The organism is Blastococcus sp. HT6-4 (assembly GCF_039679125.1).
GTDB lineage: Bacteria > Actinomycetota > Actinomycetes > Mycobacteriales > Geodermatophilaceae > Blastococcus > Blastococcus montanus.
The window spans coordinates 2,694,763-2,720,723 of the sequence record NZ_CP155551.1 but is presented as its reverse complement, the minus strand read 5'-3'; the positions used below and the strand labels follow the sequence as shown (position 1 = coordinate 2,720,723).

Annotated in this window: 26 protein-coding genes; 13 read left to right on the top strand and 13 right to left on the bottom strand. The window is 72.7% G+C overall.

Annotated elements, in window-relative coordinates; genetic code table 11:
• Window positions 1–44 precede the first annotated feature (44 nt).
• Window positions 45–1,013 carry a hypothetical protein gene (locus tag ABDB74_RS12995; RefSeq protein ID WP_346619027.1) on the top strand — a complete coding sequence of 323 codons (969 nt, stop codon included), beginning with the start codon at window positions 45–47 and terminating at the stop codon, window positions 1,011–1,013.
• Window positions 1,014–1,059: 46 nt separating this feature from the next.
• The gene (gene hemQ, locus ABDB74_RS12990; protein WP_346619026.1) at window positions 1,060–1,779 is read left to right on the top strand and encodes a hydrogen peroxide-dependent heme synthase; all 720 of its coding nucleotides are present in this window, start codon (window positions 1,060–1,062) and stop codon (window positions 1,777–1,779) included.
• A 116-nt stretch (window positions 1,780–1,895) separates the two neighbouring features.
• On the opposite strand, the gene msrB is transcribed toward hemQ, so the two are convergent.
• Window positions 1,896–2,318 carry a peptide-methionine (R)-S-oxide reductase MsrB gene (gene msrB / locus ABDB74_RS12985; RefSeq protein WP_346619024.1) on the bottom strand — a complete coding sequence of 141 codons (423 nt, stop codon included), beginning with the start codon at window positions 2,316–2,318 and terminating at the stop codon, window positions 1,896–1,898.
• Between the two features lie 104 nt (window positions 2,319–2,422).
• Between msrB and ABDB74_RS12980 the strand changes: the two genes are divergently transcribed.
• Window positions 2,423–2,902, top strand: coding sequence for a hypothetical protein (locus ABDB74_RS12980; protein ID WP_346619023.1), 480 nt, complete (start codon window positions 2,423–2,425; stop codon window positions 2,900–2,902).
• 88 nt (window positions 2,903–2,990) lie between these two features.
• Here ABDB74_RS12980 and ABDB74_RS12975 read toward each other — a convergent pair whose 3' ends face one another.
• Window positions 2,991–3,194, bottom strand: a complete 204-nt coding sequence (locus ABDB74_RS12975; protein ID WP_014377016.1) for a cold-shock protein — start codon at window positions 3,192–3,194, stop codon at window positions 2,991–2,993.
• A gap of 421 nt (window positions 3,195–3,615) precedes the next feature.
• Here ABDB74_RS12975 and ABDB74_RS12970 point away from each other — a divergent pair, with 421 nt between their 5' ends.
• Both ABDB74_RS12970 and ABDB74_RS12965 read left to right on the top strand, forming a co-directional pair.
• On the top strand, window positions 3,616–4,206 hold the full coding sequence (locus tag ABDB74_RS12970) for a hypothetical protein (protein ID WP_346619020.1): 591 nt from the start codon (window positions 3,616–3,618) through the stop codon (window positions 4,204–4,206).
• A gap of 39 nt (window positions 4,207–4,245) precedes the next feature.
• Window positions 4,246–5,709, top strand: coding sequence for a signal peptidase I (locus tag ABDB74_RS12965; RefSeq protein ID WP_346619019.1), 1,464 nt, complete (start codon window positions 4,246–4,248; stop codon window positions 5,707–5,709).
• A gap of 280 nt (window positions 5,710–5,989) precedes the next feature.
• Here the strand turns inward: ABDB74_RS12965 and ABDB74_RS12960 are convergent, their stop codons facing one another.
• The gene (locus tag ABDB74_RS12960) at window positions 5,990–6,475 is read right to left on the bottom strand and encodes a hypothetical protein (RefSeq protein ID WP_346619018.1); all 486 of its coding nucleotides are present in this window, start codon (window positions 6,473–6,475) and stop codon (window positions 5,990–5,992) included.
• A 259-nt stretch (window positions 6,476–6,734) separates the two neighbouring features.
• On the opposite strand from ABDB74_RS12960, the gene ABDB74_RS12955 reads away from it, so the two are divergent.
• The 3 genes from ABDB74_RS12955 (at window position 6,735) to ABDB74_RS12945 (ending at window position 8,675) form a co-directional block, all read left to right on the top strand.
• Window positions 6,735–6,980, top strand: a complete 246-nt coding sequence (locus ABDB74_RS12955; RefSeq protein WP_346619017.1) for a hypothetical protein — start codon at window positions 6,735–6,737, stop codon at window positions 6,978–6,980.
• Window positions 6,981–7,133: 153 nt separating this feature from the next.
• On the top strand, window positions 7,134–8,093 hold the full coding sequence (locus ABDB74_RS12950) for a helix-turn-helix domain-containing protein (RefSeq protein ID WP_346619016.1): 960 nt from the start codon (window positions 7,134–7,136) through the stop codon (window positions 8,091–8,093).
• A 51-nt stretch (window positions 8,094–8,144) separates the two neighbouring features.
• On the top strand, window positions 8,145–8,675 hold the full coding sequence (locus tag ABDB74_RS12945; protein ID WP_346619015.1) for a dihydrofolate reductase family protein: 531 nt from the start codon (window positions 8,145–8,147) through the stop codon (window positions 8,673–8,675).
• Window positions 8,676–8,745: 70 nt separating this feature from the next.
• Here the strand turns inward: ABDB74_RS12945 and katG are convergent, their stop codons facing one another.
• Together katG and ABDB74_RS12935 are read right to left on the bottom strand one after the other, a co-directional pair.
• Window positions 8,746–10,965 carry a catalase/peroxidase HPI gene (gene katG / locus ABDB74_RS12940; protein ID WP_346619014.1) on the bottom strand — a complete coding sequence of 740 codons (2,220 nt, stop codon included), beginning with the start codon at window positions 10,963–10,965 and terminating at the stop codon, window positions 8,746–8,748.
• A 48-nt stretch (window positions 10,966–11,013) separates the two neighbouring features.
• Window positions 11,014–11,436, bottom strand: a complete 423-nt coding sequence (locus ABDB74_RS12935; RefSeq protein ID WP_346619013.1) for a Fur family transcriptional regulator — start codon at window positions 11,434–11,436, stop codon at window positions 11,014–11,016.
• Window positions 11,437–11,554: 118 nt separating this feature from the next.
• On the opposite strand from ABDB74_RS12935, the gene ABDB74_RS12930 reads away from it, so the two are divergent.
• Together ABDB74_RS12930 and ABDB74_RS12925 are read left to right on the top strand one after the other, a co-directional pair.
• Window positions 11,555–12,811, top strand: a complete 1,257-nt coding sequence (locus tag ABDB74_RS12930; protein ID WP_346619012.1) for a 3-deoxy-7-phosphoheptulonate synthase — start codon at window positions 11,555–11,557, stop codon at window positions 12,809–12,811.
• A gap of 620 nt (window positions 12,812–13,431) precedes the next feature.
• On the top strand, window positions 13,432–13,785 hold the full coding sequence (locus ABDB74_RS12925; protein WP_346619011.1) for an ImmA/IrrE family metallo-endopeptidase: 354 nt from the start codon (window positions 13,432–13,434) through the stop codon (window positions 13,783–13,785).
• A 56-nt stretch (window positions 13,786–13,841) separates the two neighbouring features.
• Here the strand turns inward: ABDB74_RS12925 and ABDB74_RS20720 are convergent, their stop codons facing one another.
• Entirely contained in the window at window positions 13,842–14,309 is a 468-nt protein-coding gene (locus tag ABDB74_RS20720; RefSeq protein ID WP_407062122.1) for a WhiB family transcriptional regulator, read from the bottom strand.
• Window positions 14,310–14,422: 113 nt separating this feature from the next.
• Between ABDB74_RS20720 and ABDB74_RS12920 the strand changes: the two genes are divergently transcribed.
• Both ABDB74_RS12920 and ABDB74_RS12915 read left to right on the top strand, forming a co-directional pair.
• Window positions 14,423–15,292, top strand: a complete 870-nt coding sequence (locus tag ABDB74_RS12920) for an LLM class flavin-dependent oxidoreductase (protein ID WP_346619010.1) — start codon at window positions 14,423–14,425, stop codon at window positions 15,290–15,292.
• A gap of 76 nt (window positions 15,293–15,368) precedes the next feature.
• Entirely contained in the window at window positions 15,369–16,052 is a 684-nt protein-coding gene (locus ABDB74_RS12915; protein ID WP_346619009.1) for a hypothetical protein, read from the top strand.
• 29 nt (window positions 16,053–16,081) lie between these two features.
• Here ABDB74_RS12915 and ABDB74_RS20715 read toward each other — a convergent pair whose 3' ends face one another.
• Entirely contained in the window at window positions 16,082–16,312 is a 231-nt protein-coding gene (locus ABDB74_RS20715) for a hypothetical protein (RefSeq protein ID WP_407062121.1), read from the bottom strand.
• Complete coding sequence (locus ABDB74_RS12905; RefSeq protein ID WP_346619008.1) at window positions 16,309–17,526, bottom strand: MFS transporter; 1,218 nt, start codon at window positions 17,524–17,526, stop codon at window positions 16,309–16,311. The genes ABDB74_RS20715 and ABDB74_RS12905 overlap by 4 nt, the downstream gene beginning before the upstream one ends.
• Window positions 17,527–17,787: 261 nt before the next feature.
• Here ABDB74_RS12905 and ABDB74_RS12900 point away from each other — a divergent pair, with 261 nt between their 5' ends.
• The gene (locus ABDB74_RS12900) at window positions 17,788–19,098 is read left to right on the top strand and encodes an ISL3 family transposase (RefSeq protein WP_346619007.1); all 1,311 of its coding nucleotides are present in this window, start codon (window positions 17,788–17,790) and stop codon (window positions 19,096–19,098) included.
• Between the two features lie 393 nt (window positions 19,099–19,491).
• Here the strand turns inward: ABDB74_RS12900 and ABDB74_RS12895 are convergent, their stop codons facing one another.
• The 5 genes from ABDB74_RS12895 to treZ form a co-directional block, all read right to left on the bottom strand.
• Window positions 19,492–20,559 carry a DNA polymerase domain-containing protein gene (locus ABDB74_RS12895; protein WP_346619006.1) on the bottom strand — a complete coding sequence of 356 codons (1,068 nt, stop codon included), beginning with the start codon at window positions 20,557–20,559 and terminating at the stop codon, window positions 19,492–19,494.
• A 36-nt stretch (window positions 20,560–20,595) separates the two neighbouring features.
• On the bottom strand, window positions 20,596–22,155 hold the full coding sequence (locus ABDB74_RS12890; protein WP_346619005.1) for an alpha/beta hydrolase: 1,560 nt from the start codon (window positions 22,153–22,155) through the stop codon (window positions 20,596–20,598).
• Between the two features lie 75 nt (window positions 22,156–22,230).
• Window positions 22,231–23,304: an ATP-dependent DNA ligase gene (locus ABDB74_RS12885; protein ID WP_346619004.1), complete on the bottom strand. Its 1,074-nt coding sequence runs from the start codon at window positions 23,302–23,304 to the stop codon at window positions 22,231–22,233.
• Between the two features lie 50 nt (window positions 23,305–23,354).
• Entirely contained in the window at window positions 23,355–24,110 is a 756-nt protein-coding gene (locus tag ABDB74_RS12880) for a dihydrofolate reductase family protein (protein ID WP_346619002.1), read from the bottom strand.
• A 1-nt stretch (window position 24,111) separates the two neighbouring features.
• On the bottom strand, window positions 24,112–25,866 hold the full coding sequence (gene treZ, locus ABDB74_RS12875) for a malto-oligosyltrehalose trehalohydrolase (protein ID WP_346619001.1): 1,755 nt from the start codon (window positions 25,864–25,866) through the stop codon (window positions 24,112–24,114).
• Window positions 25,867–25,961: the final 95 nt, after the last annotated feature.

The window sequence follows — 25,961 nt, the reverse complement described above, 5'->3', positions numbered from 1 at the left end:
TTCCTCCGGTTGCCGATCGGTCGCAGGGTGCGCAGGGTCGGAGGATGACCGGGTCATTCACGCGCGGGCTGGCTGCTGGTGCGGCCGGCACCGTCGCCCTCAACGCCGTCAGCTACCTCGACATGGCCCTCCGCGGACGTCCGGCGAGCACGGTGCCGGAGCGGGTGGTCGACGCCGTCGCCGCCCGGGTGGGGCGGGATGTCCCCGGCCGCGGCGCCGTCCGTGCGCACCGGCGGACAGCGCTGGGTGCGCTCGCCGGGACGGCCAACGGCCTGGGCGTCGGCGTCCTGGCCAGTGTCGTCCGGTCGCTGGGCGTGCGGTTCCCGGCGCCGGTGGGCGCGGTGCTGGCGGGGGCGGCGGCGACCGCCGTCACCGACGGCGCCGCGGCGGCGCTGGGGGTCACGGACCCGCGCACGTGGTCGGCCGGCGACCTGCTGGCCGACGCCGTGCCGCACCTGGCCTACGGCGCGGCGGTGCAGACCGTGCTGGAGGCGGCGCCCGTCCCGCGCGAGCGTGCGGTGGGCCCTGCGCGCGCCGATCTGGTGCTCCGGTCGGCGGTGCTGGGGCTGGCCACCGGCAGCCGGAGCTCCCTGGGTTTCGCGGGCCCGATCCTCACCGCCTCCACGAGAGCGGGTGCGCCGGGCGGCGTGACCAGGAAGCGGCAGGTCTTCAGCGGCGCGGGCGTCGTGGCGGAACTGGTCGCCGACAAGCAGCCGGGCACCTCGCCGCGGACGGAGGGCGCCGTCCTGGTGCCACGGTTGCTCGCCGCGGCCGAGGGCGGTGGGCGGCTGGCCGCGCGGGAGCGCTCGAACGGGGCGCTGCCCGTGGTGGCCGGGGTCGTCGGCGCGCTGGCCGGCTCCTACGGGGGGCTGGGCTGGCGGCGGTGGGCGGCCGGGCGGATGCCCGACCTCGGGGCGGCGCTGGTGGAGGACGGCGTCGCGCTGGCGCTGGCCGCGGTCGCCTGCCTGCCCGGGCGCAGTCGTCGGCACCTGACCGTGATCCCGGGCACCTGACCCGCCCGGCCCCGGTGCCGCCCACGCCGCGGAGGAAGATGTGGGCATGAGCGAGCAGCAGGTGGATGAACGCAGCATCGGCAAGCGGGCGAACGAGCTGAACGCCAGCATCCGCTACACGATGTGGTCGGTGTTCAGGCTGGCGCACCCCTTCGGCGACGACCAGCGGACCGCGGCCGCCGACGAGGTCGCCGCGCTGATCGAGGAGCTGGCCGGCAAGGACGTCGTCGTCCGCGGCACCTACGACGTCGCCGGTTTCCGGGCCGACGCCGACCTCATGGTGTGGTGGCACGCCGCGTCGGTGGAGGCGCTGCAGGAGGCCTACACCCGGCTGCGCCGCACCGCGCTGGGCCGGCGCCTCGAGCCCGTCTGGTCGCAGATGGCGCTGCACCGGCCGGCGGAGTTCAACCGCAGCCACATCCCGGCGTTCCTCGCCGACGAGGAGCCGCGGCGGTTCATCTGCGTCTACCCGTTCGTGCGCTCCTACGAGTGGTACCTGCTGCCCGACGCGGAGCGCCGGGACATGCTCAAGGAGCACGGCATGCAGGCCCGGCCGTACCCCGACGTGCGGGCCAACACGGTGGCCGCGTTCGCGCTCGGTGACTACGAGTGGATGCTCGCCTTCGAGGCCGACGAGATGCACCGGATCGTCGACCTGATGCGCGATCTGCGGGCCAGCCGCGCCCGCCGGCACGTGCGCGAGGAGGTGCCGTTCTACAGCGGCGTCCGCAAGCCGGTCGCGGAGCTGGTCGCCGACCTGGCGTGACGACGCCGGACAGCACTGCGTCCCGCGTCGCGGGACCCGGAAGGCTCCCGACGCGGGACGCGGACGCGTTCAGCGGAACCGGGGAACGGCTCGTGGACGCGGTGTGATCCGGAGGATCACGATGTCGTGGCGGGCTGCAGCCGGATGCTGACGCTGTTGATGCAGTAGCGGTCGCCGGTGGGCGTCTGCGGGGCGTCGTCGAAGAGGTGGCCCAGGTGGCTGTGGCAGGTGCCGCACAGCACCTCGGTGCGGACCATCCCGAAGCTGCGGTCCTCGCGGAGGAGCACGTTGTCCTCGGCCGAGGCCTCGTAGAAGGACGGCCAGCCGCAGTGGCTGTCGAACTTGGTCTCCGAGCGGAACAGCTCCGCCCCGCAGGCCCGGCACTCGTAGACGCCGACGGTCTTGGTGTCGACGTACTCGCCGGTCCAGGGACGCTCGGTCCCGGCCTGCCGGAGCACCGCGTACTCCTCCGGGGACAGCTGCGCCCGCCACTCCTCGTCGGTCTTGCTGACCTGGGGCTTCTCGGGGGAGGTCGTCATGTCTGGACGAACGAAGCCGCCGGAGCCGCCATTCCCCCCGGGCTCCGTGCCGCCGGGGCGGGCCGCCTGCGCGGGCGGGTGGCGGGCGCGGGGAGACTGGAGGCGTGACCTCCCCCGATCCCACCGCGCCCGGCGACCTGCTCCCCGACGTCTGGTTCACCCGTGACCTCCCGGTGCTGCGGGCCATCGCCCGGCTGGTCGACGAGCCGAAGCACGGTGGCGCGCCCTACCTGCTCGGGTCGGTCGTCCCCGGGAGCGGGCTGCCGAAGGCGGAGGTGATCGCCGCGGCCAAGGCCCTGGCGTCGGCCGGCTACATCGAGCCGCTCACCAACCACGCGGGGGACATCGTCCGGATCACCGCCATCTCGGCGGAGGCCCGTCGGCTGGCCGGGCTCTGGCCGACCCCGCAGGGGGAGTGGGAACGGCTGCTCGAGCAGCTGGCCGTCCGCGCGGAGCGGGCGCCCACCGATGTCGAGCGGCAGCGCTGGCGGGCCCTCGCCGAGGCGGCGGCGGCGGTGGGCGAGCACGACGGGGCACTGCTGATGTCGTCGCTGATCGGCGGCTACGTGCCGCGGGCGCGCTAGCGACCCAGCCCCGGAACGACAGCGCCCCCGCCCGGAGAACCGGGCGGGGGCGCTGTGCTGATCAGGAGATCAGAGCCTGATCAGGAGATCAGAGCGGGGTGACGTTCGCGGCCTGCGGGCCCTTCTGGCCCTGCTCGATGTCGAACGCGATCCGCTGGCCTTCATCGAGCGAGCGGTACCCGCTGGACTGGATGGCCGAGTAGTGGACGAAGACGTCCGGTCCGCCGCCGTCGGGGGTGGCAAAGCCGAACCCCTTCTCCGCGTTGAACCACTTGACAGTTCCTTCGGGCATTGCTCGCTCCTAGCTGAGGTGGTGCATCGGGGTCCTGCCAATGCGCAGGGCCTTCCCGACAGGCCCAACCCTAGCCAAAGATCGCCAGAAGGGAACACCGACGCGGCACAACTGTGACCTGCGACTCTCCGCGGGGGCTGCTGGTGCCCGCCCCGAGGGTCGCAGCAGGTGCCCGGGTTCCTCCGGGAACGACGGCGAGACCCGTCGTCCCCGGCGGCCCGACAGGGGTCCGGAGGCGCCGACCGCGTCGGTGCTCCGAGCCGGGCGGACGTGCGCGGAGCGCGCGGCCGGCTCTCGACTCACCCTCGAGGGTGAGTCGTGGTCGCAACTCTGTAGTGCGCGATACTCCGGCCGATACCTGGGAGGTCCGACGTGGCCGTACGGCGACCGAGGGCGTAGATCCCGATCCCAGGAGACCTCCATGATCCGCACCACGGGGCGCCCCGGCGCCCGCGCGGCCAAGTTCGGCTTCGTCGCGGCACCGTTCGTCGGCCTCGCCGTCGCGGTCCTGCTCGTGTGGCAGACGTCCTACTCGGCGTTCTCGTCCACGACGAGCAACGGCGTCAACAACTGGACCGCCGGCAGCGTGCGGCTGACGGACAACGACTCCGGCGTCGCGATGTTCAGCGCGGACCGGCTGATGCCCGGTTCGACGGGCAACCGCTGCATCGTGGTCACGTCCGAGGGCACGGTGCCGTCCACGGTGAAGCTGTACGGCACCGGCCTGACCACCACGAACGGTCTGTCGTCGTATCTCCAGCTGACCGTCAGCGAGGGCGCGGGAACGGCGACCGACTGCTCGGACTTCAGCGGTGCCGGTATCTACACGGGGACCCTGGCGGGCTTCACCGCCACCACGCACGCGGCCGGTTACGGCACCTGGGCCCCGACCGGCGCGAGCGCCGCCTCGCGGACGTACCGGTTCGCGTGGACGTTCGACTCCGCTGCTCCGCAGAGCACCCAGGGTGGCACCGCATCGATCACCTTCACCTGGGAGGCCCAGAGCTCCTGACACCCGCCCTCCCGACCGACCGCCCCGAGCAGGAGACCCGTGACCACCGATCCGAGCCCGCGGCGCCGGGGGGCGCACCGGGCCGGACGTGCGTCCGGGGGGCTGCGCGGGAGCTGGGCCGCGCTCGTCGTCGCGGCGGTCGCGCGGGCGTTGCTGGCCCTGGTGACCGGGCTGTTGCTGTGGTCGGTCGCGCCGGCCGCCCTGGGCTGGGAGTCGACGGTGGTGCTGTCGGGTTCCATGGAGCCCCGGTTGCACACCGGCGACGTCGTCGTCGTGCGCCCCGGCGCGGTGGCCGAGCTCGTCCCGGGCCGGGTGCTGCTCGTCGACCACCCCGAACGCCAGGGCCAGCTCCTGCTGCACCGGCTGCACGACGTGGACGACGCGGGGCGGCTCTGGCTCAAGGGGGACGCCAACGCCGAGCCCGACACATCCCCGGTCGAAGCCGCGCGGGTGCACGGGATCGCCTCCCTCCGGGTGCCCTGGGCCGGCGCCGTGGTGGTGTGGGCGCAGGAGGGGCGGTGGGCGCCGGTGCTGGCCGCCGGGGCTGCCGTCGCGGGGCTCCTGCCGGCCGCCACGTGGTTCCGGTTGCCGGCCGCGCCGGCGTCCCCGCCGCAGCGCGATCACGTGCGCCGCGCACGGTGGCGGCTCCGGCTGCTCGGCCTCGGCGCCGGCGCCCTGACCGTGCTGACCGTGCTGACCGTGCTCGATCTGACCGGTGCGGGCGCGGCCCTGGCCAGCACCACGAGCAACGCCGGCGACGCCTGGGGCTCGGGCACCTACTACACCTGTGCGAACGCGGCCCGCGACGTCGGAGCCGGGGGGATCACCGGTACGTCGGTCGCCCAGCGCTACTACGGGCTGCAGGAGACCAGCGGCTCCACCGCCTACGACACGGCCGGAACGCCGCAGAACGCCACGTACACCGCCGCCGGCACCTACCTCGGCCGCGCCGGCGGCCCGTGCCCCCGCGACGGCGGCCGGGCCGTCTACCTGGACGGCACCTACGGGTACGTCTACACGACGGACGCCATCGCCAACCCGACGGTCTTCACGCTGAGCATCTGGTTCCGGACGTCGACCGGATACGGCGGGGTCCTGATGGACCTTGCGCGGGACCCCGTCGGTGACTCCATCTACCACGACCGGCTGCTCTACATGAGCTACTCGGGCAATCTGTACTTCGGCCTCCGGCCCGGGACGACGCCGCGGACGATCCGGACGCCGTTGCCCTACAACGACAACCGCTGGCACCTCGCGACGGTCACCGTCTCCGCCGCCGGCTCGTACCTCTACGTCGACGGTGCACGCGTGGCCGGCGACGCCACCATGACCACGCCGCGCAACTACACCGGTTACTGGCGCCTGGGGTACGACGACATCTCCGACGCCTGGCCGGACAACACCTACGGCGGGCACTGGCGGGGATACCTGGCCCACGCGTCCGTCTACACGCGCGAGCTGACGGCCGGGCAGATCGCCGACCACTACCGCGCCGGGGTCTGACCGCCCGCGCCATCGGTCCGGCCCCGCGGGCCCGCCGTGAGGTGGAGCGGGGCGCCGCCGCTGCACCGCTCGTCACCGAGCCAGGTGCCGACGGCCCCCGGCTCTCATGCGGCTGCACCGCTGCCTGGCAGCGGCCGGCGGCCCTCCTGCCGAGGCCGGCGTCATCGGGCCGGCCGTCGATCGGGGTGACGCGATGCCGCTCCGTCGACCCGTCCCGGCCGTCGCCCATCCGGTGGGTGCCGACCCCACGCGACACGATCCGCGGGCCGTCGGACCGAGTTCAGAGCAGGTGGCCGGACTCCTCCGGGAACGCCGGCGCCAGTCGCCGCCCGCGCCGATCACCGCGGCCGAGGCGCGCACCCACGGAGTAGGTCCCCACCGTGGGGGTGCTCGTCCCGTAGGCCCCGCTTCCGTAGGTGCCGGTGCCGGTGTCGGTGTCGGTGCCGGGGCCTCCGGTCGGTGCCGAGGAACCGGGAAGGGCCAGGGGCGCCGGCCGCCACGACCGCACGCCGATCGGCCGGTCGGGAAGCAGTTCGACCGGTTCACCCGATCGGCCCCGGGTCGCCAGCAGCGGGCCCCAGCGCCGCGCACCGAGTTGGGCGGCGAGGAGCGCGGCCATGGCCACGGCGACGGTGAGGAAGGCGTCGGTGACCGCCGTCGCCACATCGAGGGCGGTGATGTGCGGCCAGCCCACCGTCGCCAGGGCGTGGCCGGTCATCTCGATGACGACGTAGAGCACGCCGTACACCAGCAACCAGACCCTCACCCGAACTCCTCCGTCGCTGTCGAGAGCTGCATCGACCACCGTTGCCCGCAGCTGGAGGACCGGCCGGCGCGCGGCGGGTGACCCTCACCCGTCCGAGGGGGCCGGTGCGACCGTCCGGGGGAGTGAGGGCCCGGCGGGGTCGCGCGGCGTCCGGTCTTGCGCATTTCCTGCGGATTCCTCGGCGGCGCCGTGCGGGAGCCGCCGGAGGGTGGAGACCAGCCGGACGGAACCGGCGCACCACCGATCCAGGAGGACCGCCATGCAGGCCACCGCCGCCACGACCCGTTCCGCCCGCGTTCCCGCCACCGGGCCCGCCGTCCTGCTGCGCGACATCGAGGACCTGCACGACGCCGACCTCGACCTGATCCTGGCCGACCGGCTGGCCGAGTCCGCGGCCGCGCTGCGCGTCGCGGGAGCGGCGGCCGAGCTGGCGCGCGAGCTGGGGACGCCGGCCGCGCTGGCGGCGCACGCGCTCGGCCCCGACGCGCACCGGCTGACCTGCTGACCCGGGACCGCCCCTCGGCGTCGCCGCCGGGCGCGCGGCCCGCCGTCGCGCCGGGGCGGATGGCCCGTGCCGATCTCGTTCCTGACGCCGTCCGGCTCGAACAGGGCAAGAACGGTCGGGCGCGACGCCGCCGTCGCTCGCCAGACTGCTGCCATGGCCGACGACACCCCCGGGCGGGACCGCCTGCGCGAGCTGCTCGACGCCGTCCTCGACGAGGACAACCGGACGCTCAGCGACATGGCCGGGGACGCCTACGCCTCCCCGTGGTACTTCAGCCGCCAGATCACCCGCGGCGCCGGCGAGTCGCCCGTCGCGCTCCGTCGCCGGGTGCTGCTGGAGCGCGCGGCCTGGCAGCTGCGCGCGGGTGCGAGCGTCACTGACACGGCCTTCGCCGCCGGCTACGAGTCGGTCGAGGGCTTCGCCCGCGCGTTCGCCCGTGCCTACGGCCGGTCCCCCGGGGCGGTGGACGGCGACACCGCGGGCGGCGCCGAGGTGGACGCCCGCCCGCGCACCCGCGACGAGCACTGGCTGCCCGCGCCCAACGGCATCCACTTCCACCCGCCGGTGTCGCTGTGGGTGGCGGAGGAGGCCGGCCGCGGCACGCCCGACGAGGTCACCGCGCTGATGGTGCACCACGACGTCGAGGACACCCGGGCGCTGATCGAGACGGCGAAGGCGCTGCCCGGCGCGGAGTACCACCGGGCCCGGCTGCCCGGGTGGTCGGTGCTGCCGTGGGACGGCGCCGAGGAGTCGGTGGCCGCGCTGCTCGACCGGCTGGTGTGGAGCAAGGAGGTGTGGCTGGCCTCGGTCGAGGGCGGTGCGCACCCGGCGCGAGGCGCCGACGACCCGGTGTCGTTGCTGGCGCGGCACGACGCGGTGGCGCCGCGGTGGCTGGTCGCCGTCCGCGACATCGCCCGGCGCGGCGCCTGGGGCGACCGGTTGGTCGACGCGCTCTGCGAGCCCCCGGAGACGTTCGTGATCGGCAGCGTCGTCGCGCACGTCCTCACGTTCTCGGCGCACCGGCGCCTGCTGGTGCGACACCTGCTCCGCGACGCCGGGCTGTCCGTGGACACCGGCGACCCGATCGACTGGCTGACGCGCTCACCGCGCTGAGGCCTCGGCGGCCGCGGCCGCCTGCCGCCGTGCACACCCGGAGGAGGACCGATGACCCGCACCGTCTACTACACCGCCACCACCCTCGACGGCTTCATCGCCACGGAGGAGCACTCCCTGGACTGGCTGCTCACCCGCCAGGCCGACCACGAGGGGCCGTTCGGCTACCAGGACTTCGAGAAGCGGATCGGTGCGCTGGCGATGGGCGCGAACACCTACACGTGGGTCCAGCAGCACGGCGGCGCCGACTGGTCCTACCGCGCGCCCACCTGGGTGTTCACCCACCGCGACCTGGGCGGCTACCCGGGTGCGGACATCCGCTTCACGTCGGCGGGGGCCGCGGAGGTGCACGGGGAGATGGTCGCCGCGGCCGGCGACCGCGACGTCTGGGTCGTCGGCGGCGGCGACCTCGCGGGCCAGTTCGCGGACGCGGGCCTGCTCGACGAGATCGTCGTCTCCATCGCGCCGTGCACGATCGGGTCCGGGGCGCCGCTGCTGCCCCGCCGGCTGGAGCTGGTCCGCACGGAGTGGGCGGTCAACGGCGAGTTCGTCTGCGTCCGCTACGACGTGGTCAAGGGCTGACCCGCCAGGACCCGGACGCGCGGACGCCCCGGCCCGCACGAGGCGGACCGGGGCGTCGGCCAGGGGTCGGTTACCGCAGGTCGTAGCGGTCGAGCTCCATGACCTTGACCCAGGCGGCGGCGAAGTCCCGCACGAACTGCTCCTGGGCGTCGTCGGCCGAGTAGACCTCGACGATGCCGCGCAGGATCGCGTTCGAGTTGAACACGAGGTCGGCCGCGGTGGCCGTCCGCACGACGGTGCCCTCGGCGTCCAGGCCCTCGTACACGTCCTCCGTCTCGGCCGACGTGCGCCACGAGATGCCGAGGTCGAGCAGGTTGCGGAAGAAGTCCTGCGACAGCACGCCCGGCCGGTCGGTGAACACGCCGTGCTTCACCCCGCCGGTGTTCGCGCCGAGCACCCGCAGCCCGCCGAGCAGCACCGTCATCTCCTTCGGCGTGAGCTCGAGCATGTAGGCGCGGTCGACCAGCAGCGTCTCGGGGGCGAGCTTGCTGCCCGGCTGGATCCAGTTGCGGAAGCCGTCCGCCCGGGGCTCGAGCCAGCGGAACCCGTCGACGTCGGTCTGCTCCTGCGAGGCGTCGGCGCGGCCCGGGGAGAAGGGCACCGTCACCTGGACGCCGGCGTCGGCAGCGGCCTTCTCCACCGCGGCGGTGCCGCCGAGGACGATGAGGTCGGCGAGCGAGACCTGCTTGCCGGCCTGCGACTCGAACTCACCCTTCACCCGCTCGAGCACCGGCAGCACGTCGCGGACGCCCTCGTTGACCGCCCAGCCGATCTGGGGCTCGAGCCGCAGGCGGCCGCCGTTGGCGCCACCACGCTTGTCGGTGCCGCGGTACGACGCGGCGGCGGACCAGGCCGTGTGCACCAGCTGCGAGACGGTCAGGCCGGAGGAGAGCAGGCGCTGCTTCAGGTCGGCGACGTCGACCTCGCCCACGAGCTCGTGGTCGACGGCCGGGATCGGGTCCTGCCAGATCAGGTCCTCGCTCGGCACGTCCGGACCGAGGTAGCGGGCCTTCGGACCCATGTCACGGTGCAGCAGCTTGAACCAGGCGCGGGCGTACTGGTCGGCGAAGTACTCGGGGTCGTTGTAGAAGCGCTCCGAGATCTCGCGGAACCCGGGGTCGGCCATGAGCGCGAGGTCGGTCGTGGCCATCATCGGCGCGTTCTTCTTGCCCTCGATGTGCGCGTCGGGGACGAGCTCCTGCGCCTCGGGGTTCTTCGGCTTCCACTGCTTGGCGCCGGCCGGGCTCTCGGTGAGCTCCCACTCGTAGCTGAACAGCATCTCGAAGTAGGTGTTGTCCCACGTGGTGGGCGTGGGGGTCCAGGCGCCCTCGAGACCGCTGGTGATGGTGTCGGCGCCCTTGCCGGTGCCGTGCTGGCTGATCCACCCGAGGCCGTTGCCGTGCACCGGGCAGCCCTCCGGCTCCGGGCCGACGAGCTCGGGGTTGCCGGCGCCGTGCGTCTTGCCGAACGTGTGGCCGCCGGCGATGAGGGCGACGGTCTCCTCGTCGGTCATCCCCATGCGGCTGAAGGTGACGCGGATGTCGTGCGCGGACGCGAGCGGGTCCGGCTTGCCCTGCGGGCCCTCGGGGTTGACGTAGATCAGCCCCATGGTCACGTTGGCGAGGGGGCCGTCCTCGAGGTCGAGGGGGGTGTCGCCGCTGTAGCGCTCGTCGCCGAGCCAGGTGTCCTCCGGGCCCCAGAAGATCTCCTCGGGCTGCCAGGTGTCCTCGCGGCCGAAGGCGAAGCCGAAGGTCTGGAGGCCCATGTCGTCGTGCGCGACGTTGCCGGCGAGCACGAGCAGGTCGGCCCAGGAGACCTTGCGGCCGTACTTCTGCTTGACCGGCAGCAGCAGGCGCCGCGCCTTGTCGAGGTTGGCGTTGTCCGGCCAGCTGTTGAGCGGGGCGAAGCGCTGCCCGCCCTGGCCACCGCCGCCGCGGCCGTCGGCCATGCGGTAGGTGCCGGCCGCGTGCCACGACATGCGGATGAACAGCGGGCCGTAGTGCCCCCAGTCGGCCGGCCACCAGTCCTGCGAGGTGCGCATCACCTGGACGATGTCGCGCTTGAGCTCCTCGACGTCGAGCGTGGCGAACGCGGCCTTGTAGTCGAAGTCCGCGCCGAGCGGGTCGGAGTCCTTGGACGGCTTGTTCAGCACCCCGAGGTCGATCTGGTTCGGCCACCAGTCGCGGTTGGTGCGCGGCCGCCGGTTGGTGACCTGCGTCGGCGAGGGGATCGCCGGGTTCTCGCTCTCGGTGGTGCTCGCGGTGTGGATCTTGTCGTGCTCGTTGGTCACGGTGGACCTTCCTGGGCGTCGGGCGGGGAGAGGGGAACGGCCGGTGGGTCAGGCAGCCGCGCAGCTGGGGCAGCGGCCCCAGAAGACGACCTCGGCCTCGTCGACGGTGTAGCCGACGTCGTCGGAGGGGGTGAGGCACGGGGCGGCGCCGACGGCGCAGTCGACGTCGACGATGGCGCCGCAGTCCCGGCAGACCAGGTGGTGGTGGTTGTCGCCCACGCGGGCCTCGTAGCGGGCGACCGACCCCTGCGGCTGGATGCGCCGGACGAGGCCGCTGTCGGTGAGCACCCGCAGCACGTCGTAGACCGCCTGGTGCGAGACGGCGCCCAGGCGCGTGCGCGTGACGCCGATGAGCGCCTCGGTGTCGAGGTGCGGGTGCGCGTGCACGGCGTCCAGCACCGCCAGGCGCGGGCGGGTGACGCGGAGGCCCGCGGCGCGCAGGTCGCGTTCGAGAGCCGCGGGGTCGGTCACGGGGACATCCTGGCGTGCTTTCTTGAACGGGTCAAGAAAGGCGCGTCGCCGGTCCGCCGGGAGCGGGATGTGCTGGAGTGGTGCGGGGCTCGACCGGGCCCCGGAAGGAGCGCGGAGCATGACGCAGCAGGAGACCCTCCCCACCGACCAGGTGCTGGCCTCGGCGGAGCGGATCGCCGATCGCCTGCTGGACGTGCAGCGCCGCGTGAACGCGCAGATGGACGCGGTGCAGGCGGAATTGCTCCCCGAGGTCCGGCGGCAGCTCGGCCTCCGGGATGCCGACCCGGTCGACCTGTCCGGGCTGGTGAACACGCGGATCGCCGGGCTCGACGTCGTCGTCACCCCCGAGGCGGTCGCCACCGTCCTGCCGATCTCGGCCGCCTCCGCCGCCACGACGCGGGCGGGCCGGCGGGCGATGACCGACATCGTCACCGGCGCCGACGGCCGGCTGGCCGTCATCGCCGGCCCCTGCTCGATCCACGACCCGGCCGCCACGCTCGAGTACGCCGAGTTCCTCCGTCGCATGCGCGAGCGGCACGCGGCCGACCTCGAGATCGTCATGCGCACCTACACGGAGAAACCCCGGACCGAGGTGGACTGGAAGGGGTTTGCCTACGACCCCTACCTCGACGGCTCCAACCGGATCAGCGTCGGCCTGGTCGCGACGCGGATGCTGATGAGCCGCATCACCGCCCTCGGGGTGCCGGTGGCCGCCGAACCGCTGAACGCCCTCACGCCGCAGTACGTCGACGGGCTGGTCACCTACAACGGTGTCGGCGCGCGCAACGTCACCGACCAGACCGCCCGGGAGCGCGTCTCGGGGTTCTCCGCCGTCGTCGGCTTCAAGAACTCACCGGAGGGCAGCATCGACGCCGCGATCCAGGCGGTCATCGCCGCACGGGCCGCGCACGAGTTCCTCGGCGTCGACCGGCACGGGATGACGGCGCAGCTCTCGACCACCGGCAACGAGACCGGCCACGTCATCCTCCGCGGGGACAAGGACGGCCCGAACTACTCCGCGGCGCACGTCGCGGACACCACGGCGAGGCTGCGGAAGCGCGGTCTGCCGGCGGTGCTCGTGGTCGACGCCTCCCACGGCAACAGCCAGAAGAACCACCTGCGCCAGATCGACGTGGTGCACGACCTGGCCGGTCAGATCGCGGCGGGGGAGGCGGCCATCCGCGGCGTGATGCTGGAGAGCAACCTCGTCGCCGGGCGGCAGGACCTGGACCAGCGAAATCCCGGCGGGCTGCGGTACGGGTTGAGCGTCACCGACGCCTGCGTCGACCTCGACACGACCGAGGCGATGCTGGCCGAGCTGGCCGACGCCGCACGCGCGCGGCGGGGCGCCGGCGGACACGGTCCGGGCAGCTGACCGTCTGCCGGGCTCCGACGCAGGCCGGGTAGCCGGACCCACCGTGCCAGGCCGGGGTCCCGGCCGACGGCGCGATCACTCGTTTCCGCGGGTAGACCGCTTGGCGCGGCTGGGCTGCGCGCGCATCGCGCTCGCCCGGCATCTTCGCGGAGCAAGCCCGGTAAGCGCTGTGCGAAGTGGTGTATCCGCAGGTAGCGGGGGAGCGTCCGTCGGTGGGTTATCGGGCGAGTTCTGTCGGTCGGCGAGGGCTTGTCGCACCCCGCCGCTACACCAGCGGCACCCGACAGGAGGAGTACCGCCGCCATGAACACCACCCAGCAGTCGAATTACATCAGCCGCCGCCCGGCCCGGGCCGAGACCGTTGCCGTGGGTCCGGACTCCATCGAATACACCTGGACCATGCCGACCGTGGCCTAGGTCATCGAGCCGCCCGACGGCGAGTTGGTGCCCGTGAAGGGTCAACTCTTCCGCGAGGACGCCTTCGCCGTCGGGGAGGGCGGAGTGCTCCTCGTCGAGGGCCAGAGCGCGTTTTCGTTCTCGACACGAAGCTCGACCCGGACACCGCCCGCAAGCTCGCCACGGCCATCCTCGAGTGCTGCGACCGGATCGGGGGGTGCGGGATGATCACCTGGGACCCCTGGGCGCACCGGGTCGAGTGGTATCCCGACGTGCGAGTGATCGAGACAGTGCAACTGGTCGACAGCCGGCTCACCACTGCAGAGCGCCGCCCGACGCTGGCCTACGAACTGGGGGTGCTCGAGCTCGGCCCCTTCGACCAGGACCGCGGGGACGGAGCCGCTGCGGGCTGGGCCTCGTGGCTCCTCATCCCGTTCGACGACCTGCTTGCGGCGGCCCAGCGCAGCACGGGTCTCCATGAGGCCGCCGCCACGCTGCGCGTTGACGTGCCGATGCTGCGCGCCCGGCTCCGCCGACTGTCGGAAGAGGAGCGGGCGCTGCTCGACCTCGCGCGCTGATCCGGACGACAGCACTGAGCCCCGCCGATCCGTAGTCGGCGGGGCTCAGCGCGTTGTCAGGCTGACCGGGTGGTCTCGGCGTACTTCCGCCGGGTCCGCCAGTCGGCGACGTAACGCACATGGGCCTGAGTGCACGGCCCACAGTCGCAGCCGGCCGCGTAGGTGCTGTTCTCACCGTGCCGGGGCAGCTCCGGCGGTGAGGGCGGCGCCAGCCCCCGTTGCCGGCACACCTCGGCCCGCTCCGCTCGAGTGAGCCCACCCCACAGTCCACCATCCTCGTTCGCGGCGAGGGCGTAGTCGAGACACTCGAGCTTCGCGGGGCAGCCTTCGCAGCAGCAGCAGCAGCAGCAGCAGCGGACGGCGAGCGGGTCGGGCACCCCGCCACCGGCTGGCCACCAGGCGTCTGGAGCGCCGCTCTCGCGGCACCGGGCGGGAGACGGCCAGCACCTCGGCGAGCTCCTGCCACTCCATGCGCGCCTGAGGGGTACCGACCACGGTGTGCGCTCCTCCTGATCGTCCTGCAACTGAACCGGGCGCGGTTATTTCACTAGGTGCAGATCTGGATGGGTGAATGAATACTGCGAGGGTGGACTTGTCCGTGGGTTGCCTACTTCCTCGGCTCCCGAGACTGGACAGCTTGCAGCGCAAGCGCGTGCTGGGGCTCGCCGAGGAGGCTGGTCTCGATCACGTCGCCGTTGGTGACCACGTCAGCTTCCACACCGGCGCAGGTTTCGATGGGCTTCTGGGAGCTGCTGGGATCCTCGCCGCCTCCGACAGGCTCTCCACCAACACTGGTATCTACCTGCTGCCGCTACGGCATCCGGTCCCGGTGGCGCGTCAGCTCGCCGACATCGCGGTGCTCGCACCGGGGCGGTTCGTGTTCGGCGTCGGGGTTGGTGGCGAGGACAGGAACGAGTACGCGCTCTGCGGGGTCGATCCGTCGACTCGGGGACGACGGATGGAGGAAGCCATCCAGATCGTTCGTTCCCTACTGGCAGGGGGGTTGGTGGATTTCGAGGGGGAGCACTTCAGGTTGCAGCGGGCTCAGATCACGCCGACCCCCGTGCAGCCCGTCCCTGTCGTCATCGGCGGCCGTTCCGATGCTGCAATCGCCCGCGCAGGGCGGGTGGGCGATGGCTGGTGGGGCCTCTGGGTCTCCGCCGAGCGGTACCGAATGTCCCTGGACCTCATGGCGGAGTCCGCGTCGAACGCCGGTCGCGGCGTTCCGGACCTCAACGCGCTGAACATCTGGTGCGGCGTTGGAGACACGCGGGACCAGGCGCGGGGCCACGTCGCCTCGGCGATGCAGGCCTTCTACGGGATGCCCTACGAGCGATTCGAAAAGTGGAGCCCGGCAGGACGATCGGAGGAGATCGCGACTTTCCTCACGCCGTTCGTCGAATACGGCTGCCGCCTGGTGAACCTCATCATCAACGGAAAAAGCGCCGAGCATGAGGTGGAAGCCGCAGGCGAGATACGGTCCCTTCTCCTGGGATCGGTGAGCTGAGATGCGGACGCACGTGGTGATAGACCGGCGCTTTTGTGGACCCCCGGGCTCAGCCAACGGCGGTTATGCCTGCGGGGTGACGGCGCAGGGGTCCAGGCGACCCGCCGAGGTCACGCTTTTCGCCCCGCCCCCGCTGCAACAGCCACTCACGCTGGAACAGGAACACGGCGAGACACGGCTGCTGGCCGATGACAGGTTGGTGGCACAAGCCCGACGGTTCGACGGCGAACTCAGTTCCCCACCGACCGTGAGCTACGACGAGGCTCTAGTAGCGGCCGAGTCATTCGACATCACTGCCTACCGGCGCAGTCACGTCTATCCGACCTGCTACACCTGCGGCCCCGACCGCACCCCGGGTGACGGACTGCGCATCTTCCCGGGTGCCACGTGCGAACACGGCATCGTCGCCTGGCCATGGACCCCGACGTCCTCGCACGTGGACGACGGTGGAGCCGTGGACGAGCGCATTCTGTGGGCAGCCCTCGACTGTCAGAGCGGATTCGCGTGGCTGTCGGTCGACCCGAACCTGGGGACCATCGTGCTGGGCCGCATGGCCGCGGTCGTGCATCGCCGACCGAGAGCCGGCGAACCTCTAACAGTCCTGGGGTGGACTCTCAGGGCGGATGGGCGGAAACGCCATGCGGGGTCGGCGATACAGGCGGCGAACGGCGAGCTCACCTCCGTTGGCACAAGTACCTGGATCCTTTTGACCCCAGAGCAACAACAGGACTTCGGCGCCGGTGCCTCTCAAGGTATCTAGGCCCTCACAAGACGGTGGACTCGGGATCGTCACGCCGTGCGTTCTCTTCGACACCGGCATAGCACCGCGCGTGAAGACGGCGGGCTAGGTTCCCTCGTGTACAAGGCCTGCTTGGAGAAGCCGAGCACCGGGCAGGTCACCACGACAGGGATCTTGTCGGCGGCGAGCTCTTGGACCAGCGGGTACATCATTCTGGGAGCACGTCGCGCGCTAAGTAGGCCGCCGGGCAGCATCTCGTTCTCCTGCTTGAACTGGCTCATCGCAATGGAGGGTGTGCGGGACGAGTACTGGCGGGACACTGGGGTTCACGATTCGGTGTTGCTGACGGTCCCCCTCCCGAGGACCCGTGCAGCATCAGTGCCACCCCGCTGAGCAGTGACACCGCGGCGGTGAGGACGAGCAGCGTCCCTAGCCCCAGGCCAGGGATGACCGCACCGGCGACGGCGGGCGCTGCGACCGAGGTGACGGCTCCCACGACCAGACACCCGGTGAACGCCGTGCCTGCGCGGTCGGGCACCAGCTCGGCGGTCCAGACCGCGAGCACCGCCGACCCGGTCATATACCCCACGCCGAAGATGCATGCCGAGGCCGCCGTCGCGGCCAGGGAGTCGCTGGCCAGCCCCAGTAGTGCCAGCGCCGCAGCCACCGTCAACAGGCATAGCGCCGCCACCCTGATGCTGCCAAGTCGCTTCGCGATGGCCCCGGTCGTTACAGCAACCACGCCGGTGAGGCCGATGGCCGCGTAGAGGGCCGGGACGGCTGCCGCCGGGAGGTCATCCCGCTGGAGGACGTCCGCGGCGTAGGTGAAGTAGATGACTATGACCGCGAAGTAGACGACGGAGTAGGCGGCCGGAACCCGCAGCGCTCTCACGAGTGAGGAGGTGCCGCGCCGCCCATCCGGGCGTGGGGCTGGCCTGGTTCTCGGCACCAGCCGGAGGTTCACCACGGCGGCAGCCACGGCGGCGAGGGCGATGCCGCCCCAGACCAGGCGCCATGAGCCCAGCGCGGCAAGGCCGGCCAGAGCACCCAGAGCGACCAGTCCGCCGCTGGTGCCGGTCGTGATGATCGCCAACGCCCTCGGCTGCTGCCGCTCGGCTACCGTCCGCGTCACGATGTCGGAGTAGGGCGCCCAGACCCAGCCGCCCGCACTGCCGGCCAGGACGGCACCGCCGGCGAGCAACCAGGGAGACTGCGCGACCGTGACGATCACCGCCCCCAGAGCGCCGCAGGCTCCGCCCACGGTCGTCGGGGCACGCGAGCCGCGGCGAGTGGCGAGCGGCCCCGTAAGCAGCAGGCCCGCTAGGTAGCCGGCGAACGTGGCGCTGGCGACCAGACCGAGCACCAGCTCGGAGAGTCCCAGGTCCTGTCGGATGTCGGGCAGTGTCAGCCCGTAGGCGTACCGGGCCATACCGAAGGCGACCCCGACCACCGCCGCTCCGGCCAGGCCGACCCGGGCGGCCGGGGACAACGTCATGAACTCTCCTGTTTGCAGCATGCACTGGCGCCGCTTCCCGCTCAGCGGGGCTGGCGCCGCGATGCGCTCAGCCTGGTCGCTGGGCGTCTACTGCGGCGATGGGACCGGAGAGCTGCTCGCACCCTCCGCCCGGGATTGAGGCTACTTCGATGGCTTGTCAGAGCTGAATGGTGGCACCGGCCCGCGCGTGGGTGCCCGGGTGAAGGCCGAGGCCTGCCGAGGGTGGAAGTTCCTACACCGCCCATCCAGAAAGACCTCGACGTGCCTGACGCTACCTTTGCCTGCCCCGACCTGACCACGTTTTGCCGCCTCGACAAGCTGGGTCTGCAAGCCCTCGGGCAGTGCCTCGAGCCCGACCGCGCGGTCCTGGCCTGCCGCGTCGTGGAGGCCGACCAGTGGTGCAGGCGCTGCGGCTGGGAGGGCACCCCGCGTGACAGCGTGACCCGCCGCCTGGCCCACGAGCCGCTGGGCTGGCGGCCCACGACGCTGCTGGTCACGGTCCGCCGCTACCAGTGCACCGGCTGCGGCCACGTCTGGCGTCAAGACACCAGCCGCGCCGCAGAACCCCGGGCGCGGCTCTCCCGAAGCGCGCTGCGCTGGGCCCTGGAAGGGCTAGTGGTCCAGCACCTCACGGTGGCTCGGATCGCCGAAGCCCTCGCGGTGTCGTGGAACACCGCCAACACCGCCGTCCTCGCCGAGGGTAAGCGCGTCTTGATCGGCGACCCGGACCGCTTCCACGGCGTAGCGGTCATCGGGGTTGATGAGCATGTCTGGCGCCACACCCGCCACGGCGACAAGTACGTCACCGTCATCATCGACCTCACCCCGATCCGCGACAAGACCGGGCCCTCCCGCCTGCTGGACATGGTCGAAGGCCGCTCCAAGCAGGCCTTCAAGACCTGGCTTACCCAGCGGCCGGAGGCCTGGCGGAAGGGCCTGGAGGTGGTCGCGATGGACGGGTTCACCGGCTTCAAGACCGCCACCACCGAAGAGCTCCCCGACGCCGTCGCCGTCATGGATCCGTTCCACGTCGTCCGCCTCGCCGGCGACGCGTTGGACCGCTGCCGCCGCCGGGTCCAGCAGGATCTGCACGGCCACCGAGGCCGCAAGGACGACCCGCTCTACCGCGCCCGACGCACCCTGCACACGGGTTCTGACCTCCTCACCGACCGACAGCAGCAACGCCTCACCGCGCTGTTCGGCGTCGAGGAGCACGTCCAGGTCGAGGCGACCTGGGGCATCTACCAGCGCATGATCGGCGCCTACCGCGAACCCGACCGCGCGAAGGGCCGGCGGCTCATGACGACGCTGATCGAGTCCGTCAGCCACGGCGTCCCGGCCGCGCTCACCGAGCTGACGACCCTCGGGCGGACCCTGAAGAAGCGCGCCGAGGACGTCCTGGCCTACTTCGACCGCCCCGGCACGAGCAACGGCCCGACAGAAGCGATGAACGGACGCCTGGAGCATCTGCGCGGCTCGGCGCTCGGGTTCCGCAACCTCACCAACTACATCGCCAGGAGCCTGCTCGAGACCGGCGGCTTCAGACCGCAACTACACCCTGGATTGTGTTGAGCCCTTGAACTGCGTGGCGCTTACGGCGCGCGCGGTTCTCGGCTTCCAGAGGCCGCGGCCTCACAGGTAAGGAGTCAACCGAACCTTGGGCAGTCCCGGGCGAAGATGCAGGTCGATCCGATGCCGCGGGTGGCTCGAGTAGCACTCCGGCGACCCCATGCCTCGCGCGAACTCTCCTAGCTGTAGGAGACGTCCGCGATGCCGGTCGCCCTCCGCTTGACGGTCCGCAGCCGCTGCAGTTCTCAGCGCGACGACGACCGAGGCGATGCTGGCCGAGATGGCCGACGCCGCACGTGCGCCGCGGGCAGCCGTCGCGCACCGGCCACCCCGTTGATCGCCCGCCGGGTAGCCGGGGCCACCGTGCCAGGCCGGGGTCCCGGCCTGACGGCGCGATCACTGGTTTTCGCTGGTAGACCGCTTGGCGCGGCTGGGCTGCACGCGCATCGGCTCGCCCGGCATCTTCGGGTAGTCGGGGGGATAGGGCAGGTCACCCAGACCGTCGTCGGCGGCCTGCCGCTCGGCCAGCTCCAGCAGCGGTTCGATGCCGTAGGCGTGGTCGGCGAGGCCGGCGTGCCGGTCGCCCACCTTCGCGAAGCGCTCGGGCATGGTCCGGATGTCGAAGTCGGTGGGATGCACGTCGGGCAGCTCCTCCCAGTCGACGGGTGCGGAGACCGGCGCGTGCGGCTTGGGCCGGATGGAGTAGGCCGAGGCGATGGTGCGGTCCCGGGCCATCTGGTTGTAGTCGATGAAGATCTTCTCGCCGCGCTCCTCCTTCCACCACGACATCGTCACGCGGTCGGGCAGGCGCCGCTCCAGCTCGCGGCCGAGGGCGATCACCGCATGCCGGACCTCGGTGAAGGTCCAGCGCGGCTGGATGGGCACGTAGATGTGCACGCCGCGCCCGCCGGAGGTCTTCGGCCAGCCCTCCATGCCGAACTCGTGCAGCAGCTCCCGCACGTGCGGGGCCACCCACACCGCGTCGGCGAAGTCGGTGCCCGGCTGCGGGTCGAGGTCGATGCGGATCTGGTTCGGCGCCTCGACGTCGGTCTTGTCCACCGGCCACGGGTGGAAGGTCAGCGTCCCGAGGTTCGCGCACCAGGCGACCACGGCCACCGAGTCGGGGGCGATCTCGTCGGCCGTCCGCCCACTGGGGAAGGTGATGTGCGCGGTCGGCACCCACGGCGGGGCGTTCTTCGGCACCCGCTTCTGGTAGAAGGCGTCGCCGTGGGTGTCTGCCCGCGTGGCCATCTTCGCGTCGGGGGAGTAGCCGCCCGGCCAGCGCTCCAGCGTCGTCGGCCGGTCCTTCAGCGCGAACAGGATCCCGTCGCCGACGGCGACGAAGTACTCCACGACGTCGATCTTCCGCACGCCCAGGCCCGCGAAGTACGGCTTCTCCGGGTTGGAGACGCGCACCTCGTGCCCGGCGACGTCGAGGACGACGGCGTCCTTGCTGGTGGCCATCAGCGGCACTCCCTCAGTGGTCGGGAGCGCCGAGTCTCACGCAGGGCAGGTGAGGCCGTCCACCGGCGCCACCAGATCGATGAGGTAGGCGTTGACCGCCGCGGTGACGCACTCGGTCTTCGGGTAGGCCGTGTGCCCCTGGCCCTCCCAGGTGAGCAGCACGCCGCTGTCGAGGTCCTCGGCGAGGTCGACGGCGCCGGCCAGCGGGGTCACCGGGTCACCGGCGTTGCCGACGACGACGATCGGCGCGCTGCCCTCGGCATCGCGCTCGGGGAGCGGCGTCCGCTCCGCCTCCCACACCGAGCACGTGTACAGCCCGGCGGCGGACCCGGCGCCGAACAGCGGGAAGCGCTCGCCCCACTCGGGCGCGAGCTGGCGCACCCGGCTCTCCTCCACGGTCTGCTCGGTGTCGGCGCAGTTGATGGCGAGGTTGGCGTCGAAGAGGTTGGTGTAGGTGCCGTCCTCGAGCCGGCCGGTGTACTGGTCGGCCAGCGAGAACAGCGCCCGGGCGTCGCCGTCGCGGGCGGCCGCGAGGCCCTGGGCCAGCTGCGGCCAGGACGCGGTGTCGTAGAGCCCCGCCTGGATCGCGGTGAGCACGATCCCCGGCGTCGCCTGGCGGGACTCCTCGGGCTCGCTGCTCGGGATGGGGGTGGCGTCGGCCTGGGCGAGCAGCTCCTCGACGAAGCGACGGGGGTCGTCGCCGAGGGGGCAGCCGGCGATCAGGCCCGTGCAGTTCGCGGCGAAGGCGTCGAACCCGGCCTCGAGCCCGGCCGCGGTCGCCTCGGCGTCGGCGATCGCGTCGGCGTCGGGGTCGACGGCGGCATCGAGCACCATGGCGCGCACGCGGTCGGGGAAGAGCTCGGCGTAGGTGGAGCCCAGCGTGGTGCCGTAGGAGTAGCCGAGGAAGGTCAGCCGCTCCTCGCCCAGCGCCTGCCGCAGCTGCTCCATGTCGCGCGCGGTGTCGACGGTGTTGAACGTGCCCAGTGCGTCGCCGTACTCCTCGGCGCAGCCCTCGGCCACGTCGTCGGCCATCGCGAAGACGGCGTCGAGCTGCTCGTCGGTGGTCGGCCGCGGCTCGGCGGCGACCGCCCGGTCCTTGAGCTCGGCCGGGATGCACTCCACGGGGGTGGACAGCCCCACGCCACGGGGGTCGAAGCCCACGACGGCGAAGCGGTCGAGCACGTCCTCGGGCAGGGTCAGCGCCAGCCCGATCGCGGCGTCCGCCCCGGAACCGCCCGGCCCGCCGGGGTTGACCACCAGGGACCCGATGGGGTCGGTCTGCGCGCCCGACGAGGCGCGGACCAGGAACAGCGGGAGCGTGTCGCCCCCGGGATCGTCGTAGCTGATCGGCACCTCGGTGCGGCCGCACTCGAAGCTCAGCGGGCGCTCGCTGCCGGGCTGGCCGGCGATCAGCGGCTGGATCTGGTCGTCGCAGTCGGTCCACTCGACGGCGGCGACCTCGGCCTCGGTCGGTGTCGCGCTGGCGGCCGCGGGGGCCTCGGCGTCGTCGCCGGAGGTGGTGCACCCGGCCAGTGCCAGGGGGAGGGCCAGGAGCAGGCCGGACGCGGCGGCCGGGAGGCCACGGTGCAGACGCATGATCCCGAGCGTAGGAGCCTCGCGCAACCGCGGCAGGCGGCCCCGCTCCCGCGACCCCGCTCCGCAGCCGGGCGATCAGCCGTCGAGGACCTCGGCCAGGTCGTAGCGAACGGGCACGTCGAGCTGGTCGTACGTGCAGCTGCGGGGGTCCCGGTCGGGGCGCCAGCGCAGGAAGTGCCCCGTGTGACGAAGTCGACGCCCCTCGAGCTGGTCGTACTTGATCTCGACGACCAGCTCGGGCCGCAGCGGCACCCACGAGAGGTCCTTCTTCGCGTTCCACCTGCTGACCGCCCCGGGCATGCGGTGACCGCCGTCGGAGCCGGTCTCGGCGTTGGCCCAGTCCTGCCACGGATGGCCGTCGAGCGCCTCGGCCCGGTACGGCGCCAGCTCCTCGACCAGCTCGGCGCGGCGCTTCATCGGGAAGGAGGCGGCGACGCCGATGTGCTGGAGCTCGCCGGCGTCGTCGTACAGCCCGAGCAGCAGCGAGCCGACGATCGGCCCGCTCTTGTGCCAGCGGAAGCCGGCGACGACGCAGTCCGCCGTCCGCACGTGCTTGATCTTGGCCATCAGCCGCTGGTCCGGCCCGTACGGCAGCGTGCCGTTCTTGGCGACGACGCCGTCGAGGCCCGCGCCCTCGAAGGTGTCGAACCAGCGCCGGGCGGTGTCCGCGTCGCGGCTGATCGCGGTGACGTGCACCGGTGACGTCGCCCCGGCGAGGACGGTGCGCAGCCGCTCCTGGCGCCGGGCGAACGGCTGGTCGAGCAGCGACTCGTCGCCGAGCGCCAGCAGATCGAAGGCGACGAACGAGGCCGGGGTCTCCTCGGCCAGCAGCGCGACCCGCGACTGTGCCGGGTGGATGCGCTGCAGGAGCGACTCGAAGTGCAGCCGGTCCCCGCGCGGCACGATGATCTCGCCGTCGACCACGCACCGCTCCGGGAGCTGTTCCTTCACCGCGGCGACCACGTCGGGGAAGTAGCGGGTGAGCGGCCGCTCGTTGCGGCTGCCCAGCTCCACCTCGTCGCCGTCCCGGAAGACGATGCAGCGGAACCCGTCCCACTTCGGCTCGTAGAACCACTCGTCACCGGTGGGGATCGTGGTCACGGCCTTGGCCAGCATCGGCTTCACCGGCGGCTGCACGGGGAGGTCCATGCCGGTCAGTCAAGCAGTCTCGGGCCGACCGGACACGGGATCGGGCACCGTCACGGCCGGGGCTCGGGGCGCCCGACGTCGTAGCGGGTGAAGAGCATGCCGTCCTCCTCGAGCACCTGGCGCAGCGTCAGCCGCGCCGGGCCGGGGAGCGCCCGGTCGAGCAGCCGGGTCTCGCCGCCGACCAGGGCCGGCGAGAGGGACAGGTCGAGCTCGTCGACGACGCCGGCGGCCAGGGCGGTGCGCAGCAGTTGCGGGCCGCCCTCGCACGTCACCTGCTCCACCCCGCGCTCGGCGAGCGCGCCGAGCGCGGCCGGGAGGTCGACGTCGTCGTCCCCGCACACCAGCACGGTCGCCCCGGCGTCGGCCAGCGCCGCGCGGCGGGTCGGGTCGGCCGCCGCGCAGGTGACCAGGATCGTGGGGGAGACGGCTTCGGTGACCAGTCCGCTCGCCGGGTCCAGCGACGCCCGGCGGGAGACGACCGCGACCGGTGCGGTCGGCGGCCGGCCGAGCCGGGTGCGCAGCCGCCCGACGGCGGAGTTCGCCAGCACGGGCCGGTAGCCCTCGGCCGAGGCGGTGCCGTGCCCGACGAGGACGACGTCGGCCAGCGCGCGCAGCACCCGGAAGACCCGGCGGTCACCGGGGGAGCCCAGCCCCTCGCTCACCCCGCCGACGGTGATGGCGCCGTCGAGCGAGGCGATGAAGTCCATCCGCAGCCAGCGCCCGGACGGGCAGCGGTAGGCCTCGACCAGGGCGTCGTCGTCGAGCGGGGCGTCGTCGGCGCCGGGCCCGGGGAGCAGTCGCCGCACGTCAGCGGGTGCTGAGGACGGTCGCGCTCTCCGGCGGGAGGGTCACGGTCGCGCCGTCCACGGCGGGCAGTTCGGCCGTCGCGAAGAGGATCTCGCCCACGGGGCGGTCCAGGTCGATCTCCCGCGGCTCGCCGGCGAGGTTCACCGCCACGCGCAGGGTGCCGCGGTGCACGACCAGCCAGCGCTCCGCGTCGTCCAGGTCGACCTCCACGGCGGCCAGGTCCGGGTCCGCGAGGTCGGGGTGGGCCCGGCGGAGGGCCAGCAGCGTCCGGTGCACGGCGAGCAACCGGTCGTGCGGCTCCCGGGCGAGCTCGGACCAGTCCAGCTTCGAGCGGGTGAAGGTCTCCGGGTCCTGCGGGTCGGGCACCTCGTCGGCATCCCAGCCGTGCTCGGCGAACTCCCCCTTGCGCCCTTCGGCCGTCGCCCGCCCGATGTCTGGGTCGGTGTGGCTGGTGAAGAACTGCCAGGGCGTGCTCGCCCCCCACTCCTCGCCCATGAAGAGCATGGGCGTGAACGGGCTGGTCAGCAGGACCGTGGCGCCGACCGCGAGGAGGCCGGGGGAGAGGGACGCCGAGATGCGGTCGCCGACCGCGCGGTTGCCGATCTGGTCGTGGTCCTGCAGGTAGGCCAGGAACTTCCAGCCGGGCAGGTAGGCGGTGTCGACCGGCCGGCCGTGGTGCCGGCGGCGGAAGCTGGACCACGCGCCGTCGTGGAAGTAGGCGCCGGTGAGCGTCTTGGCCAGCCCGGCCGGCCCGGCGTCGGCGAAGTCGGCGTAGTAGCCCTGCCCCTCGCCGGTGAGCGTCGCGTGCAGGGCGTGGTGGAAGTCGTCGCTCCACTGGGCGGCCAGCCCGAGGCCGCCGGCGATGCGCGGCGTGACCATCCGGGGGTCGTTCAGGTCGCTCTCGGCGATGAGGGTGAGCGGCCGCCGGACGGCCACCGACAGCCGGTCGACCTCCTGGGCCATCTCCTCGAGCACGTGCGTGGCCCGCTCGTCGACCAGCGCGTGCACGGCGTCGAGCCGCAGGCCGTCGACGTGCATGTCGCGCAGCCACATCAGCGCGTTGTCGATGATGTAGCGGCGCACCTCGTCGGAATCCGGTCCGCTGAGGTTGACCGACTCGCCCCAGGTGTTCGCCCCGCCCTCGCTGAAGATCGGCATGAACATCGGCAGGTAGTTGCCCGACGGGCCGAGGTGGTTGTAGACGACGTCCTGGATCACCCCCAGGCCCTGCTGGTGGCAGGCGTCGACGAAGCGCTGGTAGGCCTCCGGCCCGCCGTAGGACTCCTGCACGGCGTACCAGAGCACGCCGTCGTAGCCCCAGTTGTGGGTTCCGTCGAAGGCGTTGACCGGCAGCAGTTCGACGAAGTCGACGCCGAGGCGCACGAGGTGGCCCAGCCGGCCGATCGCCGCGTCGAGGGTGCCCTCGGGCGTGAAGGTGCCCACGTGCATCTCGTAGACGGAGCCGCCGGCCAGCGGGCGCCCGGTCCAGGCGTCGTCGCCCCACTCGTGGGCCGCCGGGTCGAACCGGCGGGAGAGGCCGTGCACGCCCTCGGGCTGCCGGCGGGAGCGCGGGTCGGGACGGGGTGTGTCGTCGTCGCCGAGCAGGAAGCCGTAGTCGGCGTCCGGGCCCGCCTCGATCTCGGCGCGCCACCAGCCGCCGTCGTCCCGTCGCATCTCGTGGACGGCGCCGTCGACCTGCACTCGGACGCGTCCGGGCAGGGGCGCCCAGACGGCGAACTCGACGGGAGCGGGCATGCGGGAGCCTCCGATGAGGGGGACGGCGGGGGGCGGACGGATTCTGCCCGCGACACCGCTGGTCAACCCTTCTCACCCCGGATCCGCCCGGACGC